At 63.1% G+C, this 17,458-nt stretch carries 16 protein-coding genes and 1 pseudogene; 6 read left to right on the forward strand and 11 right to left on the reverse strand.

The genetic code is table 11. The features are described from left to right. Window positions 1-90: 90 nt before the first annotated feature. Both LDH66_RS08950 and LDH66_RS08955 read right to left on the reverse strand, forming a co-directional pair. On the reverse strand, window positions 91-1,752 hold the full coding sequence (locus tag LDH66_RS08950; protein ID WP_226480708.1) for an acetate--CoA ligase: 1,662 nt from the start codon (window positions 1,750-1,752) through the stop codon (window positions 91-93). 104 nt (window positions 1,753-1,856) lie between these two features. Continuing rightward, on the reverse strand, window positions 1,857-2,105 hold the full coding sequence (locus tag LDH66_RS08955; protein ID WP_226480709.1) for a hypothetical protein: 249 nt from the start codon (window positions 2,103-2,105) through the stop codon (window positions 1,857-1,859). Window positions 2,106-2,233: 128 nt separating this feature from the next. Here LDH66_RS08955 and LDH66_RS08960 point away from each other — a divergent pair, with 128 nt between their 5' ends. Beyond that, entirely contained in the window at window positions 2,234-2,788 is a 555-nt protein-coding gene (locus LDH66_RS08960) for a Rieske (2Fe-2S) protein (protein WP_226480710.1), read from the forward strand. 160 nt (window positions 2,789-2,948) lie between these two features. Next, complete coding sequence (locus tag LDH66_RS08965) at window positions 2,949-3,395, forward strand: response regulator (protein ID WP_226480711.1); 447 nt, start codon at window positions 2,949-2,951, stop codon at window positions 3,393-3,395. 27 nt (window positions 3,396-3,422) lie between these two features. Here the strand turns inward: LDH66_RS08965 and LDH66_RS08970 are convergent, their stop codons facing one another. The 3 genes and pseudogenes from LDH66_RS08970 to LDH66_RS08980 form a co-directional block, all read right to left on the reverse strand. Next, a complete protein-coding gene (locus LDH66_RS08970; RefSeq protein ID WP_226480712.1) occupies window positions 3,423-4,304 on the reverse strand; it encodes a TIGR01548 family HAD-type hydrolase in 882 nt (293 codons plus the stop codon). Between the two features lie 104 nt (window positions 4,305-4,408). Next, a pseudogene (locus tag LDH66_RS08975) lies at window positions 4,409-5,058 on the reverse strand (DUF3267 domain-containing protein). Window positions 5,059-5,090: 32 nt separating this feature from the next. Beyond that, window positions 5,091-5,495, reverse strand: a complete 405-nt coding sequence (locus LDH66_RS08980) for a UPF0146 family protein (RefSeq protein ID WP_226480713.1) — start codon at window positions 5,493-5,495, stop codon at window positions 5,091-5,093. 39 nt (window positions 5,496-5,534) lie between these two features. Here LDH66_RS08980 and LDH66_RS08985 point away from each other — a divergent pair, with 39 nt between their 5' ends. Next, window positions 5,535-6,056 carry an archaemetzincin family Zn-dependent metalloprotease gene (locus LDH66_RS08985; RefSeq protein ID WP_226480714.1) on the forward strand — a complete coding sequence of 174 codons (522 nt, stop codon included), beginning with the start codon at window positions 5,535-5,537 and terminating at the stop codon, window positions 6,054-6,056. Between the two features lie 54 nt (window positions 6,057-6,110). Here LDH66_RS08985 and LDH66_RS08990 read toward each other — a convergent pair whose 3' ends face one another. From LDH66_RS08990 to LDH66_RS09015, 6 genes are all read right to left on the reverse strand, one after another. After that, the gene (locus LDH66_RS08990; protein WP_226480715.1) at window positions 6,111-7,925 is read right to left on the reverse strand and encodes a ribosome biogenesis/translation initiation ATPase RLI; all 1,815 of its coding nucleotides are present in this window, start codon (window positions 7,923-7,925) and stop codon (window positions 6,111-6,113) included. A 1-nt stretch (window position 7,926) separates the two neighbouring features. Continuing rightward, the gene (locus LDH66_RS08995) at window positions 7,927-8,241 is read right to left on the reverse strand and encodes an EMC6-like membrane protein (RefSeq protein WP_226480716.1); all 315 of its coding nucleotides are present in this window, start codon (window positions 8,239-8,241) and stop codon (window positions 7,927-7,929) included. 80 nt (window positions 8,242-8,321) lie between these two features. Beyond that, the gene (locus LDH66_RS09000) at window positions 8,322-9,170 is read right to left on the reverse strand and encodes a hypothetical protein (protein ID WP_226480717.1); all 849 of its coding nucleotides are present in this window, start codon (window positions 9,168-9,170) and stop codon (window positions 8,322-8,324) included. A 2-nt stretch (window positions 9,171-9,172) separates the two neighbouring features. Then, entirely contained in the window at window positions 9,173-9,745 is a 573-nt protein-coding gene (locus tag LDH66_RS09005; RefSeq protein ID WP_226480718.1) for a DUF7344 domain-containing protein, read from the reverse strand. A gap of 216 nt (window positions 9,746-9,961) precedes the next feature. Further along, window positions 9,962-10,471, reverse strand: coding sequence for a hypothetical protein (locus LDH66_RS09010; RefSeq protein WP_226480719.1), 510 nt, complete (start codon window positions 10,469-10,471; stop codon window positions 9,962-9,964). A 164-nt stretch (window positions 10,472-10,635) separates the two neighbouring features. After that, window positions 10,636-13,824 (reverse strand): DUF7289 family protein, encoded by a 3,189-nt coding sequence (locus LDH66_RS09015; RefSeq protein WP_425492898.1) that lies wholly within the window; start codon window positions 13,822-13,824, stop codon window positions 10,636-10,638. 359 nt (window positions 13,825-14,183) lie between these two features. Between LDH66_RS09015 and LDH66_RS09020 the strand changes: the two genes are divergently transcribed. The 3 genes from LDH66_RS09020 to LDH66_RS09030 all read left to right on the forward strand — a co-directional run bounded on the left by LDH66_RS09020 (window position 14,184) and on the right by LDH66_RS09030 (window position 17,353). After that, window positions 14,184-14,753 (forward strand): hypothetical protein, encoded by a 570-nt coding sequence (locus LDH66_RS09020; RefSeq protein WP_226480721.1) that lies wholly within the window; start codon window positions 14,184-14,186, stop codon window positions 14,751-14,753. A gap of 80 nt (window positions 14,754-14,833) precedes the next feature. Then, complete coding sequence (locus tag LDH66_RS09025) at window positions 14,834-16,003, forward strand: CARDB domain-containing protein (RefSeq protein ID WP_226480722.1); 1,170 nt, start codon at window positions 14,834-14,836, stop codon at window positions 16,001-16,003. Window positions 16,004-16,177: 174 nt separating this feature from the next. Continuing rightward, on the forward strand, window positions 16,178-17,353 hold the full coding sequence (locus tag LDH66_RS09030) for a signal peptidase I (protein WP_226480723.1): 1,176 nt from the start codon (window positions 16,178-16,180) through the stop codon (window positions 17,351-17,353). Window positions 17,354-17,458 lie beyond the last annotated feature (105 nt).

Here is a 17,458-nt window from a genome sequence, read left to right on the forward strand (position 1 = left end):
GGTGAACAATAAAACCGGCTCCGAATCCCGCCGTTTCGGACCGCTGAGCCGCGAATCGATCTCCCTCCCCCCTCTCCTCCATCCGCGTCCTCACTCCTCGTCGATTCCCTCACGCTCTCGCAAGGAGCGACGGCGGATCTTGCCGGTCGTCGTTGTCGGGAGCCGCTCGACGAACGTGACGTGCTGGGGGTACTCGTACTCGGCGAGTCGATCGCGAACCAGATCGCGGATCTCCGCGCGGAGTTCGTCGGCGTCGTAGTCGTCGACGGCCGGTTCGACGAACGCCTTGATCGCCTCGCCGCGGGTGTCGTCGGGGACCCCGACGACGCCAGCCTGCTCGATGGCCTCGTGAGTGAGGATCGCGTCCTCGACTTCCATCGGTCCGACGCGGTAGCCGCTGGTGAGGATGACGTCATCGGCTCGGGAGACGAACCAGACGTAGCCGTCGTCGTCGCGCTCGACGAGGTCGTCGGTCAGGAACCACCCCGATTCGGTCCGCTTGTTCGCCGTCTTCTCCGGCAGGCCGTGATACTCGTCGAAGAAGACCCGTCGATCGCCCGGCTTCACCGCGAGTTCGCCGACCTCGCCGCGCTCGAGTCGCTCGCCTGTGTCGGGATCGAACACCGCAATCTCGTAGCCGGGAAACGGTTTTCCCATGCTGCCCGGCCGCGTGTCGAACCAGGTCGCCGAGTTGCCGACGACGAGATTGAGTTCGGTCTGGCCGTAGAACTCGTTGATCGCGACGTCCGCGAACGTCGCCTCGACCCAGTCGACGACCTCCGACGTGAGCGGCTCGCCGGCCGAGGCGAACGTCTCGAGGGAAAGGTCGTACTGCCCTTCGGGATCGTCGACGCCCGTCAGCATCCGGAGCGCGGTCGGCGGCATGAACGCCGCGGTCACGTCGTGGCGCTCGAGCAGATCGTAGACCGCCTCGGGGTCGAACCCGTCGCGGGGCCAGCCGACGACCGGACAGCCGTGGTGCCACGCCGCGAACAGCGTTCCGCCCAGCGCCGCGCCCCAGGCCCAGTCCGCCGGAGTCCACAGCGTCGCCTCGCCCTCGGCCAGCCCCTGATCGAAGTAGTTGTACGCCGCGGCGGCCCGTCCGAGCCAGAGCGCGTGGCTGTGGCGGACCCCCTTCGGCGGCCCCGTCGAGCCGCTGGTGTACATGATCGCCGTCGGCGTCTCGGGGGTGGCGTCGTAGACCTCGATTCCGGGCTCGCGGGCCGCGACGAGGTCGTCGAAGGCGTGGGCCTCTCCACCGACCGAGTCGCCGTCGCCGAGTTCGATCACGTGCTCGAGTTCGGGACACTCCGCGCAGATCTCGTCGACGGTCTCGCGGACGCTCGGATCGACGACGACCGCTTTCGCCTCGCTGTCCGCGAGGCGATACTGCAGGGCGTCGCGACCGAAGAGGACAGTCAGCGGCACCGAGACCGCGCCGAGTTTCCAGTTCGCCAGATGCGTGAGCGGGTTCTGGGGTTTCTGCGGGACCACGACGCCCACCCGGTCGCCGGCCTCGACTCCGAGGTCGGCCAGCGCGGCGGCGAGGCGATCCGACCGCTCGTCGAGGTCGTCGAACGAGTACATCTCGAGGCCGTCCTCGGGATCCTCGTACCGCAATGCCGTCCGACTCGTGTCCTCGTGTTTCCGGAGGAAGTCGACGGCGGGGTTGTACTCCTCGGGGAGGTCCCACGAGAACTCTTCGCGAGCGGTCTCGTAGTCGTCGTAGGTCGGCATAACCGTCCAGGCCATGCGGTGGCGTACCGGGGCCAGCGCATAGCGTTTTTCGACGCGCGCGAAAATCGTGCGGTACCCAGTCGATACGCCGTGCGGTTCCCGGTTGATACGCCGCTCAGTCAGTCCTCGTCCGTCTCTTCAGCGTCTTCCTCGTCCGTCTCCGCTTCGTCCGTCGCTTCCTCGTCGGTTTCGCCGTCCGATTCTCCATTCTCTTCGCCCTCGACTTCGACCTCCGCCTCGACTTCGATCGTCAGTCCGTCGACCTCGAGTTCGCCCTCGAACTCGCGTTCGTCTCCGACCTCGATCTCGAGTTCGTTCGAGTCCACTTCGACTTCGACCTCGACGTCGACGGTGACTTCGTCGTCCATACTCGGGTTTCGCTCGCCGTTCCTAAAGGAATGTCGCGCGTTTTCGCGGATCGAATCCGGTCGTTCGTCTCCGACCCTGCGGCGGCCCGATTCGGAACGTACTTTTAGGCCGGCCGAAAATGGGGCGTATGACCGATCCCGCCCGCGTAACGCTCGAGGACGACGACGAATCGACGTCCGTCCGCGTCTACGACGACGAGGGCGACGTGTCGACCGGCGACGCGACGTTTCGATTCAGCGTCGACGGCGGAACCGGAGGCGACTCGAGCGGCGAGGGGACCGACGCAGCGGCCGGGAAGAGCGGAGCGGCCGACGGTGCCGATTCCCGCCGAATCGCACCGCTCGCGGACGTACCGACGGACGGGACGCTCCGGTGTGAGGCGCGACGCGACCGTCGCGGGACGGAACTGATCCTTCGACGGGCAGGGGACGAGGTGTCCGCGTGGCGGAACTCGTGTCCGCACAAGCCCGAGGTCCGCATCGACCCCGGTCCGGGGGCGATCGTCCGCGACGACCAACTGGTGTGTCACGAACACGGTGCGCGCTTCGAGTGCGACGACGGCGTCTGTACGATGGGTCCGTGTCGGGGCGACGCGCTCGACTCGATCGCGGTTACCGTTCGCGACGGGACCGTCTATCTGACCGACGACCGCTTCGATTCGTGTCGCCTGCTGGGCGAGTAAGCCATCTGCTATCGTCGAAACCCTGTTCGAGTCTCGACTACCGCGGAGTGGTCGCTGCCACGCTGTCGACTCCTGTCACGGGTCTCGAGAAAATACACACCTGATTACATTCTCCCCCGATAACCGTATAGTCTTTTAGGACTCCGATCCAAACAGTAGTATGTCTCCACCGATCGAGGACGCGATCACCATTCTATTGGTCGAACCGAACCCTGGCGATGCCCGCCTGTTCTCCGAATCGTTCGACGATGCGAACATCGCGAGCGAGATTCATACCGTCACCGACGGCGAGGACGCGCTCGATTTCGTCTACCAGCGAAACGATCGCACGGACAGCCCGCGTCCGGACATGATCCTGCTCGACTTCCAGCTTCCCGACGTCGACGGCGCGGACGTCCTCTCCGAACTCAAATCGGAACCGGCACTGCGTTCGATCCCCGTGATCGTAATGACGAGTTCGGCGTCCGAAGAGGACATCGCCCGCTCCTACGACCTCCACGCGAACGCGTACGTCCAGAAACCGGTCGAACCCGACGAGTTCATCGAACTCGGCCGCTCGTTCGAGGACTTCTGGTTGACGTTCGTCCGCTTTCCCGACGACCGATAATACCGAACCGTTCGTGTCGCGCTGGACCTACGACTCGAGCCAGTCCGGCACTGCATTGACCGACTCGAGGACCGCCGCTGCGCCCTCGCTCTCGTACTTCCGGCGGCCCGACTCGCCGGTCAGTCCGCCGGTCAGGACGCCGATCCCGTGGTACTCCCGGTCCGGATCCGCCTCGCTCGCGTTGACCGCCGTCCGAACGTCGTCTAGCGTGTCGCCGACGAAGACGACCGAATCGGCGTCGAACCGCTCCGCGAGGGTCGTCAGCGCGCGTGGATGGGGCTTCCCTTCCTCCCAGTCGTCCATCGTGAAGCGGTGCTCGAGCGCCACCGCGTCGTCGAGTCCCACTCGATCGAGGGCGATTTCGGCCTCGGCCGCCGGCCGCCCGGTCAGGACGCCCACGTCGTAGTCCGCGAGCAGCCGATCGCGGGCCTCGGGCTCGAGCACCACCGGTTCGTCGTGGATGAACCCCGGCGTCTCGCGCTCGAGGTCCGGTTCGCCCCCCTCGAGCCCGCGATAGAGTTCGTCGCCGAGATACAGTTGCTGGAAGACGTCGCGGAGCCGCTCGCGGTCCCAGCGGTCGGTCACGCGCTGGGTCGCCCGCGCGCCGATCGCCTCGCGGACGACGCTCTCGGCCGCCTCGAGGCCGCCGCCCGCGGCGGCGATATCGTCGGTAAAGGCCTCGAGCGACTCCCCGTAGCCCTCCTCGGCCGCGAGGATGTAGAGCGCGGCGGCGTACGTCAGCTCCCAGTCGTTGTTGAACCCGCCCGCGTCCTTGAATTCCTGAATGTCGTCCTTACGGATCGTCCGGTCGTAGACGGCGTCGACGGACTCGACGATCGCCCGCCGGTAGGAGTCGGCGACGTCGACGAGAACGCCGTCGATGTCCAGAATAACGGCATCTGCGTTCATACCCGTGGGGACGGGTCGATGCGGATAAAAACCACCCGTTTACGCTGCGTTCGTTTTCGGTGCGTCCGATGAGCCATACGCACTCTCGACTGCGCGGCGGACGATCACATCACCGGTACCCCGACGACGGAGAACGCGACGACACCCAACCCCACTGCGTAGAGGACATCCGCCCAGAGCCACGAGAGGAGGTTCGCGACGTAGATCACGACTACGAACGGGACCCCGAGCAGCACCCGCGGCGACCGCCGCCACTCGGCCCGCGATCGCTTCCAGAGGGTGTTCGCATCTCCGGTACTGGAAACGCGTGCATCCCGATCGTGAGCCCCAGCCAACCGAGAACGAGTACGGCAGCGATCTGCCGGCTCGAGGCGCCTCGAATACCACCGCTGGTCTCGACGAGCGTTGCGAGACTGAGAAAGGCAACGAGCGCGACGATAGTGTTGACCAGAAACGGTGCGACGCTGACGACGACCGACTCCCGATACCGCTCGGGCTGGGCGTGACGGACGTACCCCGCTGGATCACCGAATCGGAAGTACACGACGTCGACGACGGGAACGCCGACGAGATCACAGGCCTGCTTGTGGGCGAACTCGTGGACGACGACGCCCGGAATCGACGCGATGCGAATCAGGAGCCAGAAGAGAGTGCTGATGCCGACGATCACTACTATCAGCACTGCAACGGCGACTACGACGACACCAGCGTCGGTGAGATACTCGACGTTCACGGCTATCGGAACGTCTCGCATCCGAATAATTCATTCGAGCCAGTTCGTAGCACTCACTCCGGGCGCGCTCGAGCGACGTACAGCGTCCCCGCTTCGACCGTCACCCGTTCGACCGGCACCGCGGGCTGGTCGCCGCCTAACGTCGTGAACAGGAGATCGGCGTCGGTGTCTCGAGCCACCGTCAGCGCCGGCCGGTGAAGTTCCGGCGGCAGGTTCCGCGCGTACACCGCGTCCGCCCCGGCGTAGACCGACGAGTCGGGATCGACGACGTCGTCGCGGACGAACGTCACGCCGTCCGGAACGTCGCGGTCGTGGACGTCCGTCGCGGTGACGGAAACCCCGCGTTGGGCGAGCGCTCGAGCGAGATCGGTCCGGCGGCCGATCCCGATCTCGACTACCTGTTCGTACTCGTCAACGTAATCGATTATTGCATCGAGATTCCGGCGAGAGTGGGCCACGGCGGGACGTTTATGCCACCCGCGGCCATAGCCCTTGCTATGCTCGTCGATATCGTGCCGGTCGGCAACGTGTCCGCCGAGGTCAAGCGGGCCGCCTCCACCGCGTTGCGATCGGTCTACGACTGCGACGTGTCGGTCAACGACTCGCAGTCGGTCCCCAACGGAGCCTACGACTCCGACCGGAATCAGTACTCCGCGGAAACGTTCATCCAACTCGCCGAACGGGTCGGCCGCGGCGAAAAGAACATCGCGATCACCCCACAGGATCTCTTCTACCGGCGTCGAAACTACGTCTTCGGTCTGGCCTACCTCGATGGCAGCGGGAGCGTCGTCTCGACCTATCGGCTCCAGACCTCGAGCGACGGCGGCTTCTCGAACCAGAGCGCCGCCGACATCTTCGAGGACCGCGTCCGCAAGGAGATTGTCCACGAGATCGGCCACACCTACGGGCTCGAGCACTGCGACAACAACCGTTGCGTGATGAACTTCTCGCCGACCGTTCGCGAAGTCGACATCAAAGAAGAGAACCTCTGTGGGAGCTGTCAGCGGCTGATTAGCTGAGTTCTCCCCTGCGGTATCAATCTACGACCGACTACTGTCCGTCGAGTCGACGACTTACGGCGCGTAGTAGTACTCGCCCTCGCTCTTCTGCTGGCGATCCAGCTGCGATTCGGGCTTGTTGATCCGCGGGCGAGAGGTGCGCTCGTCGCGGCGGAACGTGACCTCGAGGTTCGCGAGGAACTCGTTCATGCCCTCGCGCATCTCCTGTGGCTGACCGGCGCGACCGTGGACGGCGGGTTCGCCGTCGAAGACCATCAGGCGGTCAGCGAGCAGGTCCATCATGTAGATGTCGTGGTCGATGACCATCACGGTGGCGTCCTGCTGTTCGGCGAAGCGCCGGATGGCCTTGGCGGCCTGCACCCGCTGTTCGACGTCGAGGTGGGCCGACGGTTCGTCGAGTAGGTAGAGATCCGCCGAATCGGAGAGGCAGGCGGCGATGGCGACCCGCTGGCGTTCACCGCCGGAGAGATCGGAGAGGTTCTGCTCCATGATTCGTTCCAACTGGAGCGGCTGTGCGATCTCGGTGTTCCAGTAGGAGGACCCGAACTGGTCGGTGATCGAGGAGAGGAAGGCGTCGACCCGCATGTGCTGGTCGATAGTGACGTACTGGGGTTTGTAGGAGATGTCCTGATCGAGATCGGCGTCGCCCTCGTCGGGCGTGAGATTCCCCGTGAGCAGTTTCGCGAAGGTCGACTTCCCGATCCCGTTGGGACCGACGACGCCCAGGACTTCGTTCTCTCGGATCGAGCCGCCCTCGACCTCGAGGCTGAACTCGCCGTCGCCGTAGCTCTTCGTGAGGTCGGGATACTCCACGAGCGTGTCGGCGGTAGTCACGGTCCGCGGGGCGTGTTCCTCGAACTCGATGGGATCTGGCCGGATCCGCATGTTCTCGTTCTCCAGATAGCCCGAGAGGTACTCGTTTATCCCGTTGCGGACGGACTTCGGTGAGGTGATGACACCGTACGCGCCGGGTTCACCGTAGGCGACGTGGAGGGTGTCGGCGAGCAGATCGAGGATCGCGAGGTCGTGTTCGACGACGAGGACCGACTTGTCCTCCTCCTCGGCGAGTTCGCGGATCAGCCGCGCCGCGGTCACCCGCTGGCCGATGTCCAGATACGGCGTCACCTCGTCGAGGAAGTAGAAGTCCGTGTCCCGGGCGAGCGTGGCCGCGATGGCGACCCGCTGGAGCTCCCCGCCCGAGAGGTCGTCGATCGACTGCTCCATGACGGGTCCGAGCGAGAGCCGCTCGACGAGCTCGTCGAGGGCCCCGCGCTCGTCGGTCCGCTCGAGCAGCTCGCGGGTGTTCCCGTCGAAGGTGTTCGGAATCTGGTCGACGTACTGGGGCTTCTGTGCGATCGTGATGTCCCCGTCGCGGACGTCCGCGATGTAGTCCTGCAGTTCGGTCCCGCGGTAGGCTTCCAGCACCTCGTCCCAACCCGGTTCCTCCTCGTGTCGGCCGAGGTTCGGCTCGAGTTCGCCGGCCAGAATGCGGACGGCGGTCGTCTTCCCGATCCCGTTCGGGCCGAGGATCCCGGTGACCTGACCCTCCTGTGGCGCGGGGAGTCCGTACAGCGAGAAGGCGTTCTCGCCGTAGCGGTGGACCGGCTCGTCCTGGAGCTCCTGCGGGAGGTTGATGATCTCGATGGCGTCGAACGGACACTTCTCGACGCAGATCCCGCAAGTCTCGCCGAGACAGATCTCCTCGGAGATGTGGATCTGCTCGGGCTGGCCCTCTGCGGCCTCCTCGCCGCGGAGGGTGATACACTCCTTGCCGGTTCGGTTCGGCGGACAGTAGTTCTTGCACTCGTAGCTACACCGATCCGGCTGGCATCGGTCTAAGTCTACGACGGCGATGCTGTCGTCGGCCATATCAGGACGCCTCCGCGGTCAGCAGGATTCCCCACGTCACGAACCACAGCGAGAAGGTCATGAACGCGATGAACAGGTAGTGTTTCGCCCCGAACTCGTCCTCGCCGTAGATCCCCGAGGCGTTGATGAGGACGTACTGGACGAGGATCGCCCCGACGACGAACGCGAGCGCCTGCGTGTTCTCCGCGGCCGTCGCGGTGACACCCACCCAGTTCGCGGAGGCCAGCGCCGCAGCGACGCCCAGCAGCGCGGACAAGGCGGTCACGCTGACCGAGCGGATGTGCTCGCGCCGGTCGCTGATCGATTCGGTCGACATAGAGGAAAATCCGAGGCCGGAGCTAAAAAGGCGTTCGCATTAGCCGAAGTACGTCTCGACACCACACCAAGGGTCCGAACTCAATCAATGATATAGAAGATGTCGCTGTCATCGCGATCGTTCCTGTTCTTCCGTTGTTCGGAATAGGCAACCGTGTATCGCTCGCCGGAGCTGCCAACGACATTGATCCCGTCCATTCGAATTTCGACCGTTCCGCTCTCACCGCCACTAGGGTCGTAAATGATCTGGTCACCGCCATTGTAACTGACCGTGCCGGCTCCACTGACGACGGTCGGGGATCCGGAAGTGTAGTCCACGCCGCCATTCGTCTGCGGGTCGCTGACGTTGATATACACTTCGTCGTTGTTCTTCAGCCCGTCACCGCTGAACGAGAACGTCTGACTCGTGTTCCCGGTACCGACATCGTCCGCCTGGAAATTAACCACACCACTGCCACTCCCCTTCTTACACTGAATGTCGACAGTGGTGTTAAACGATACACCACTGACCATGGTCGTCGCTCCGTCGACTTCGACAATTTCGACTCCTATATCATGGACGCCGGCAGATACCGAGTCTGCACAGACGACCGTGACGTTCTCGCTCCCTCCCGATGCGATCGTTTCTCCGGGATTGGGGCTATCTACCGCAAGCGCATCGCTGTCGTTGTGGATCTTGAATTCGATGATATCGACATCCTCGTTGAGGTTATTGAAAAGCGTCGCTACTTGTTCCGGCGGATCGTCACCGCGTAACGTCCCGATGTCGTTTTCGTTGTCGACACCCAGATACGCGTTCGATTGGTCACTGGGAACGTTTACGGTCGTTCCTCGATCGGCAGCGAACGAGCTGAACCCGAACACTGGGCCCGCCATTAGCACCGCTCCCATGGCAATAAACAGGACCGCCAGTTTACTGAGTGTGTTCATCGTTACGGTGGCCGTTCCATCTCTCCGAGTCGCATCCGTCGATTCTGTACCACGTGAACGACTGCCGACACGGCAAACAGTGTGAACACCAGCGTCGCCCAGCCGAGCTCCGGTACCGTCTCGGTCGGAATCACCTCGAGCCACAACCCACCCATCACGACCGAGCCAACGGCGGTCAGCCCCAGATAGTACGTCGCCCACGGGACCGAATCGCCGGGGACGATGTCGAGGTAGACGTCTAATTCGGCGGCCTCGTCGGTGAGTTCGATCGTCCGATCGTCGAACTCGATGACGTCGGCTCGCTCGAGCGTCGGCAGATGGGTCTGCTGCAGCGACGTGTAGACTCGCTTTCGTTCGGCGGACGTGATCGCCTCGACCTCTTTGTCGAGTTCCCAGGCGGCGACGTGTTCGGCGAGATCACCGAGCGGAACCGGTTCGCCCTCGCGCTTGCAGTAGTGAATGGCGTACCGGCGGCGCTGATTGCTCAACAGGTCGAAAATCTCGCCTTCCCGTGACTGATCGTCCCGACCTGTTGGCCCCCCCGTACTCGGTTTGCTCTCGCTGGTCGTCGCCATCCCCTGTTCAGTATGATTATCAGCGCTGTTGATACATAACGCTTGTTGCCGGCTGAAGCGTTCGCTCGAAACCGTTTCCGGAGTTTTCAGGAGGGATTCACAGAATCGATAGCGAATCGATCCCCATTCCGGAAGTCCACTCCTTTTCCGTCGGAAATGCCACTCGTTTCGAGGACGAGACCGTCGCAGCCGAAACGGCTGCGATCGCGACCGTCCCTATTCACACTGAATCGTAATCTCGCGCTCGAGTTCGATAGTGATTTTCCCATCGCTGGTTTCGATAGCGAACGCGAGAACCGTGCTGTCGGTCTGTTGGCTTCCGATCGGGGCGTCACAGTGGAACTCGGCTTCGACAACGTACTCGCCGTCGACTGCGTTCAGCTCCCAGTTCTCGAGAGACGGATTTCCGTCATTCTCGGTTTCCACGGAGAGACGTTCCCGTTCAATAGCCAGTTCGGGAGGCGGAGTTTGGTCACTGATAGTGACGATCTCGACATCGTATTCGCGATAGCCACCGAAACAAACGAACCCCTCACACACGAAGTTCCCCTCCTCTAAGCCAATCTGATCCGTCTTCTCGAGGGCCAAGAGCGCGTTCTCATCAGTTGCGGTTTCGACACTGACCCCTCGGTCGGCGTTCGTCACGTCGAACGCACCGCTCGAGGCGGCGAGTACGAACCCGCCGACGATGATCAGTCCGAGACCGAGAAACGTGCTTGATCGCATGGGACGTCAGTGAAGTGCGTTCGCTCGGAACCCGTGCGGGCTAGACAGAGAGCCGTCTCTTCGCCCGTCGTTCTGTCGACACGGGACCCGACACTCGGTGAGAGCACAGCTGGACGGTCCCCCTTTTCGTTCGGAAGTGAGGGGGGTAGATCGCAGCACCGCCATTAGCCGATGACGATGGTATCGGCGTCGACGTCGACGCCGGTGTCGCCCGTCACACCGTTCGTCTCGTCCGTGGTGGAATCGCCAGTTCCAACCGACGGCGAACTCCCCTCAGCGGTGTCTCCCTCGAGCGTCGGATCCACGTCCTCGACCCCGCCCGCGTCACGGCCGTCGCCGGCGTCGACGTCGGTCGAATCACCGCCGCCGGGTTTGATCGTGATGCTGGGCGTTCCGGGGTCGACGCCCGCGCGTTCGACCTCGACGTAGACGATCAGATCGTTAAAGTCCGGATCGTTGGTTCTGTCGGGGTTTCGTTCGTAGGCCTCGACCGCGTCGTCCCAGAGTGCGTCGATATCATCCTCGTCGCACACCCGTCCGCACTCGGCCGTATTCTCGAAGAGGAACACGAACTCGCCCGAATCGAGATCGAGTTCGTCCTCGTCCTTCACGAGGCCTCGCTCGTCGAGGGCCTCGGTGGCGCTGATCTGTTGGTCCGCACCCGCGGGAAGCGCCGGGATCGTATTGTTCTCGGCGCTCCGAACGCGGACGTTCTGTAGGTTCTCGCCCTGCGACGCGTCGATCGGACCGAATTCGGTATTTGACGAGACGTCCTTACACCACTCGAGCGCTCGGTCTTCGGGATCCGAGTAGTGGGATAGTTCGTCGGGGTCGGTGCTTCGATCGTTACACAGACTATATCTAGTATTCCGAAGAGTGAGTTCCGTCTCGTCTTCAACCGTAAAGTTATACGTGTAACTATCATCGGTCTTGTCCTGCCACGTCGGTCCGGTGTTGATATTATCACCGCCGGTCGGGTTGTCGAAGGAATGTTCGGTCCCGCCGTTCGCGACCACGTCCAGGGTCATCGGCGCGAGGAGGTGAACGTACTCGTACTCACCTCCACCCCATCGCCCTCCTCCGGTCCACCGTCTGCTGTTTCCGGAGACCTGTGAGCCCACGACATCGACGGTCACGTTCGCGTTGTCGATTTCACCTAAGCCGACCCGACCGGGATCGATTCCGGTATCGACGACGAAATCAATGGTCTCGGTTCCGTCATCCGTCCGAATCGTCGCCCGATACTCCCCGTCGAGGAGTTTACTCTCGTTGAGCTCCAGCTCGATGGTATCCGATTCGCCGAACGACCGAGTGATTTCCCGTTCGAAGAGGTCCCCGTACGGATTTTCGCCCTCGAGTTCGTCTGGCATCTCGTCGAGGTACTCGAGGTTCAGACTGGCGGTCTGTGAGCCGGAGTCGACGCCGGTGTTCTCGAGATCGGCCGTGATCGTGACCGTATCATCGTCGACCGTGGCGTTCCCGTTCGACAGCTCGAAGTTCGTTTCGGGTTCGCCGACGTAGAACGATCCCTGCTCGCTCAGGCCCTCGCCGTCGGCGACGATGTCGTAATTGTAGACCGTTCCCGATTCGAAGTCGTAGTCGGCGGGATCGATATCGAACGAGACCGTGCCGTGTTCGCCGCTGTCGAGCGTTATCGGTTCGGTGCGGTCGACACCGGCTTTCGGAATCGTCACTCTGACCTCCCGTGTCTCGCCGTCGCTGGCGTAGGTGCTCGCCACTTCGGCGTCGACGGTGAACGGGTCGCCATTGACGACGATCTGATCGCCTCCGACGCCCTCGTCCTCGACGACGATGAACGTCCCTTCCTCCCCAGTTGCTTCCCCAATGACGGTCCCGGTCGCCTCGTCGTCACCCGTCCGGATCTCGAACTCGTTCGAGCCGTACGGCAGGGCGCTCTTATCGACCGTCCAGCTGACCGTCCCGGTCGCACCGTAGTCCAGCGTGACCGTCTCGCTCGCTGTGACGTCGTACTCCTCAAAATCGATGGTCACGGTACGGTCTCCTTCCTCGAGACCGTGATTCCGGACCTCGGCGGTGATGGTGACGTTTCCGTCACCGGTCGGCGTCGTTTCGATGTCGTCCTCGGTCACGTTGAAGTCCGATCCCGGTTCGCCGAGGTAGAACTCTCCGCGATCGTTGAGCGTATCGTCGACGTTTCCGGAGTCGTCGAGCGTCTCGATCCTGTACTCGTACGTTCGCCCCGGCGTGAGATCGTCCTCGTACGAGTCGATCTTGACTGATCGCTGTTTCGTTTGTCCGCCCGGAACGGCCGCACTGCCGCCGCTGTTTGCCTCCTCTATCGGTGTCCCAACGATAGAAACCTGCATCGTCGGTGGCGTCGCGGTATCGCTACCGGTGTTGTTCAGCGTTGCCTGGAACCGGAGATTCTTCCCGAATTCACGCCGGTGATCGCCCGGTCCATCCGTGTTTTTGAGGCCGTCGTCCGACTCGATCAGTAGCGTTTCGGTATCTGCGGGTTCCCTGATCGACGTGATGTTCACCTCGACGGTTCGGTCGGCCTCCTTGTGTTCGACGTCAACCTCGGGGTACTCCCCGTCACCGACCGCGTCCTCGAGGTACCGGTTCCACCCATCGTGGTACGTGCTGTTCTCGATCCGGAAACTGACATCGGTCCCCGTGGGACACTCCGCAGCGGCGTTGCCGATTCGATCGGTGAGATCCGTCGACTCGCTGTGGTTCGCTCGCGCCATCGGATCGCTCCCACCGAAATCGCCCTCCTCGAGTTGGAGGACCTGCAGCTGTAACCTGTCCCCGTCGTATCCGATCTGGGGCTCCGAAACGACGCTGGTCCGGCCGTCGGTCTGCTCCCAGACGCCACCGCCCTGGTGGGCGATCGTCCGACCATCGAGTTCGAACTCGAGTGCGCGTAACTCACCCGTGACGGGCGAACACCGGGTTCCGTCCGTCGCGTTGAACCACCTGACGGAGATATTTCCGTCGTCCGCGACCGTCGGTTCACCACCCTGCATTTCGTCGATCGGCAGCGGCTGGTCTTCACCCGTCACCGCGGCCGTCGTGATTCTGTGGTCCGTCTCGCTGACGAACTGTTGGGTCTGTTCGTTATCGACTTCCGCTTCGATCGCGTCGAACATCGCTGACCCGGCGACGAACACCAGTGACGCGCCCAGTATCACGAGTGCAAACAGCAATATGATTCCGATCATCGGACTCGCCCCTCGCTCCTCGGAGTCGCTCGCCTGACCCCGGAACGGACTTTTTTCACCCACCATTAGCTCGTATTCTCTTACTGTGAGAAATATGGATATAAAAATACGCATGGTGGTTCTGTTATCATAACCTGAAATATCCATCTCAGGTAACACTTGATCGCGACGAACCGCGGTGATACAGACTGTCGAATCCGGGGTTACGAGCGCTGGTCCGCCAGTGCCGGGTTTTGTGCCGCTCGCTCGAGAGCAGTGATCGACCGGCCCTGATATCGTGTCCCGTCATCACATCGCGGTGCTCTCTCGGCGGCGTTTCAGGCGGTACTTGTCCGCCTCGAGGCCCGAAAATACGCGTTCAAGACCGCCTTGAACCACTGTATGGCCGGTCTTTCGCCGGTTCCGGTTACTCAATACAAAGGGGGTGGGGTTTGTGGGTAGGAGTAGGAACTGCGTTCCAGCACCCGGCGCGGTCGGTGCTGGGGCGTGGACTGGAAACCATAACCATGAGAATGAATCGACGCAACGTGTTAGTTGGACTGGGTACGATTGTTGCTGGCGGCGGCGCTGCGCTCGGAACGGGCGCGTTTAGTAGCGTGCGGGCAGACCGGACCGTGACCGTCAACACCGCTGGTGACTCGAGCGCATATCTGGGTGTCAGCGTGACTGGAAATTATGCTGTGGACGGAGGAAGCGGGGACGCTGTCGAAATCGACCTCGGTGACTCGAGTACCGGTGACGGGTTTAACGACGACGCGGTGACTGACGTCACCGGGATTCTCACGCTCTCTAACAACGCTGCGGACGGCAATCAAATAACCGTGGGATTCGACGACGGTTCCGGAAGCCAGACGGCGACGAGAACGATAGTCGTCGAAACCGATAGTAGCGGCGATGTTGTGGCAGAGGTCGACTTCGAGCTCGCCAGCGATGATGGGAGCGGCAATCAGAAGACGCTGTCAGACACCACCTCCTCTGTCGACGTAAACGCGACCGTGCGAACGGGGAGTGAAACCACTGCGTCTTCGTCTACTGCAGACAAGACGAGCGGCTCTCTCACACTGATAGCGAACTAGTCTCCGTTCCGGCTGGTAGCGGTCCCTGTTTCGAGCTATCCGCTGTTCGGTAGAAATCGCTACCGCGTCACGAAAACCGAATGCCATCCACAAAGATACTGCTCATCGCGGCTGCGTCCTGTTTTCTCCTCGCGTTCGCAGTCCCGACAGTAGCGATCACAGTGGATGAGGCTGCGGAACGCGATGGCGTTGGCCTCGAGCCGACCGATGCCCAATATGCGACGATCGAAGACGACGAAATAACACTCGATCTCGAGGCCCTCAACGACCGTGCAATAACACGAGCGGACGACGTGTTCACGATCACTGTCACCGACGACAATGTCGAGCGGATCTGGATCGATCACGACGTGTCCGGGCTCACGTTCTACCGGGGCGACCAGCCGACGGCGACGATCAGCGAATCGAATCCCCTCGAGCCGTCGGCCGGCACCGTCGCGAGTATCGGCGTCGCGGTCGATACCCACGTCGCGCAGTCGGGGACCGAGACGTTCACGGTTACAGTCAAGTACGCAGACGACGACAACAGCTCCGCTCGGTCTGCAGGGGGCTCGAGCGGGTCGGCCCCGTCCGAATCACCGGCCATCGAACGCTCGAGCGTCGACGTTTCGCCGTCGACGGTCGGGGCCGGCGAGACGGTGACGGCGACGGCGACGTACCGAAACGTCGGCGAGACGACCGAGTCAGTAACGGCGACCCTGACGGTCGACGGGACCGCCGTCGACCGGCGGACGATCACCCTCGAGCCCGGCGAATCGCGGACCGTCACGTTCGAGCGGACGATGGAGTGGGCGGGGACGTACGAGGTCGGTATCGACGGGACGGGGAGCGCCTCGGTGACCGTCGAGGGGCCGCCGATCGAAGTCGTCGACGCGACCGTCGTCGATCCCGATATCTCCGTCGGCGAGTCGACGACAATTCGGGCGACGGTCAGGAACCCGACCGACGAACGGGTTACGCGCACGCTCGAACCGTCGGTCGACGGGATCGTCGTGGACGGCCGGGCCGTTTCGGTCCCGGCGAACGGCGAGCGGACGGTCAGCTTCGAGCGCCGGTTCGATAAGCCCGGGACGTACGACCTCGCCGTCAGCGGCGTGACTGCGGGGACGGTGTCGGTCGATCGAGCCGCGTTCTCGATCCGTGATCGTGAGCTTTCGCCGGCGACGACGGCAGCACTTGCTCCGCCGGCGACGGCGGGGCTGTTGTTCCTGGCGATCGCTGCGAACCGCCGGTGGGCGCTCCTTCGCTAGCACGCAGTCGGGGAGTCAGTCTACGCCAGTGCAACCGCAGCGGTCGGGCAGTTCGCCGCTTCTCGCCCGCGTTCTCAATCGCCTGATCGCGCTCTCACGACCTTTATGCTGCTGCAGGCGAAACGTAGACTACTCGAATAGTCAGTTGAATATGACCGTCTCACCTACTGATTCATGACTGCCGTCGGGCTCGCAAAGCGAGGGCTCGGACTCGTCCTCGTGGTGGCCGTCCTCCTCTTGGTGGTCGGCCAGTTGCTCGGACAGCCGATTCTGCTCGGGTACGTCTCCTCCGGGAGCATGGAGCCGACGATGGACACCGGCGACGGGTTCGTGGCGATTCCCAGTCTCGTCACCGACGTCGAGGAGGGTGACGTCGTCGTCTATCAGGCGCGGGAACTCCACGACGGCGGGCTGACGACCCATCGCGTGGTCGGCGAGACGGAAGAGGGGTACGTCACGAAAGGCGATGCGAACCCGTTTACCGATCAGGACGGCGGCGAACCCCACGTGACGGAGGGCCAGATCGTCGCCGAAGTCTTGCAGGTAAACGGTGCCGTGGTGACGATTCCAGGTCTCGGCACCCTCGTGTTGGCCATTCAAGGCGTGGCGGCGTCGGCCGCCGGCACCGTCACGTCGGTGTTCGGCTTAGCGACGATGTCCGCGAACGGACTCGGGGCGCTCATGGTCGCGGTCGGCGTCGCGATGCTCGGCTTCGGAACGCTCTTCGAGCGGCTCGGCCCGTCCCAGCGCGCAACGAGGCGGTCGCGCTCGCGCGAGAACGTGATCGCCTTCTGGACCGCGCTCGGCCTCGTCTTGCTCGTGTTCGTCACGTTCGCGACCGCGGCCATGGTCGTCCCCTCGGGAACGACCGAGTACGAACTCATCAGTTCGGAGTCACCCGACGACAATCCACAGATCGTCGCCCCCGGCGAGACGACGGGACTCACCCGAACCGTCGATAATTCGGGCTACTTGCCGGTCGCGGTCGTTCACGAGGCCGAGAGCGGCGGGATCAGCGCCGACCCGACACGGCAGACGGTCGGCATCCGCGACAGCGGCGAGACCACGGTATCGCTGTCCGCCCCCGACGAGACGGGCGAGTATACGCGCCACCTCGGTGAGTACCGCTATCTCGCCGTGTTGCCGCCGTCCGTCCTGTTCTGGCTCCACGATCTGCATCCGCTCGCCGCTATCGGTGCGGTAAACGGCGTCATCGTCGGTCTCGCCGTGGCGATCGTACTCGTGCTCTTCGGCAGCGGCGACATCCGGTTCCGGTCCGCCGGCGATCACGTCCCGCTGTCGACGCGGCTCGAGCGAAAACTCCGCAACTGGCTCCGAAACGGGAAGTAGCCCGGGGCCACTACGCTTATATTGGTTGATTTCTTTCACTAATTCATGAATTGTGGGGGTGACCGATCGGTTCGAAAGCGAACGGTTCGGCCACCGAACGTGTTC

This window comes from Natrinema amylolyticum (genome assembly GCF_020515625.1).
GTDB lineage: Archaea > Halobacteriota > Halobacteria > Halobacteriales > Natrialbaceae > Natrinema > Natrinema amylolyticum.

What these genes read in the sequence shown, in the direction of transcription:
- LDH66_RS08950 (WP_226480708.1), bottom strand. Translation starts at nt 1,752, where the DNA reads ATGGCCTGGACGGTTATGCCGACCTACGACGACTACGAGACCGCTCGC.
- LDH66_RS08955 (WP_226480709.1), bottom strand. Translation starts at nt 2,105, where the DNA reads ATGGACGACGAAGTCACCGTCGACGTCGAGGTCGAAGTCGAAGTGGAC.
- LDH66_RS08960 (WP_226480710.1), top strand. Translation starts at nt 2,234, where the DNA reads ATGACCGATCCCGCCCGCGTAACGCTCGAGGACGACGACGAATCGACG.
- LDH66_RS08965 (WP_226480711.1), top strand. Translation starts at nt 2,949, where the DNA reads ATGTCTCCACCGATCGAGGACGCGATCACCATTCTATTGGTCGAACCG.
- LDH66_RS08970 (WP_226480712.1), bottom strand. Translation starts at nt 4,304, where the DNA reads ATGAACGCAGATGCCGTTATTCTGGACATCGACGGCGTTCTCGTCGAC.
- LDH66_RS08985 (WP_226480714.1), top strand. Translation starts at nt 5,535, where the DNA reads ATGCTCGTCGATATCGTGCCGGTCGGCAACGTGTCCGCCGAGGTCAAG.
- LDH66_RS08990 (WP_226480715.1), bottom strand. Translation starts at nt 7,925, where the DNA reads ATGGCCGACGACAGCATCGCCGTCGTAGACTTAGACCGATGCCAGCCG.
- LDH66_RS08995 (WP_226480716.1), bottom strand. Translation starts at nt 8,241, where the DNA reads ATGTCGACCGAATCGATCAGCGACCGGCGCGAGCACATCCGCTCGGTC.
- LDH66_RS09000 (WP_226480717.1), bottom strand. Translation starts at nt 9,170, where the DNA reads ATGAACACACTCAGTAAACTGGCGGTCCTGTTTATTGCCATGGGAGCG.
- LDH66_RS09005 (WP_226480718.1), bottom strand. Translation starts at nt 9,745, where the DNA reads ATGGCGACGACCAGCGAGAGCAAACCGAGTACGGGGGGGCCAACAGGT.
- LDH66_RS09010 (WP_226480719.1), bottom strand. Translation starts at nt 10,471, where the DNA reads ATGCGATCAAGCACGTTTCTCGGTCTCGGACTGATCATCGTCGGCGGG.
- LDH66_RS09015 (WP_425492898.1), bottom strand. Translation starts at nt 13,824, where the DNA reads ATGGATATTTCAGGTTATGATAACAGAACCACCATGCGTATTTTTATA.
- LDH66_RS09020 (WP_226480721.1), top strand. Translation starts at nt 14,184, where the DNA reads ATGAGAATGAATCGACGCAACGTGTTAGTTGGACTGGGTACGATTGTT.
- LDH66_RS09025 (WP_226480722.1), top strand. Translation starts at nt 14,834, where the DNA reads ATGCCATCCACAAAGATACTGCTCATCGCGGCTGCGTCCTGTTTTCTC.
- LDH66_RS09030 (WP_226480723.1), top strand. Translation starts at nt 16,178, where the DNA reads ATGACTGCCGTCGGGCTCGCAAAGCGAGGGCTCGGACTCGTCCTCGTG.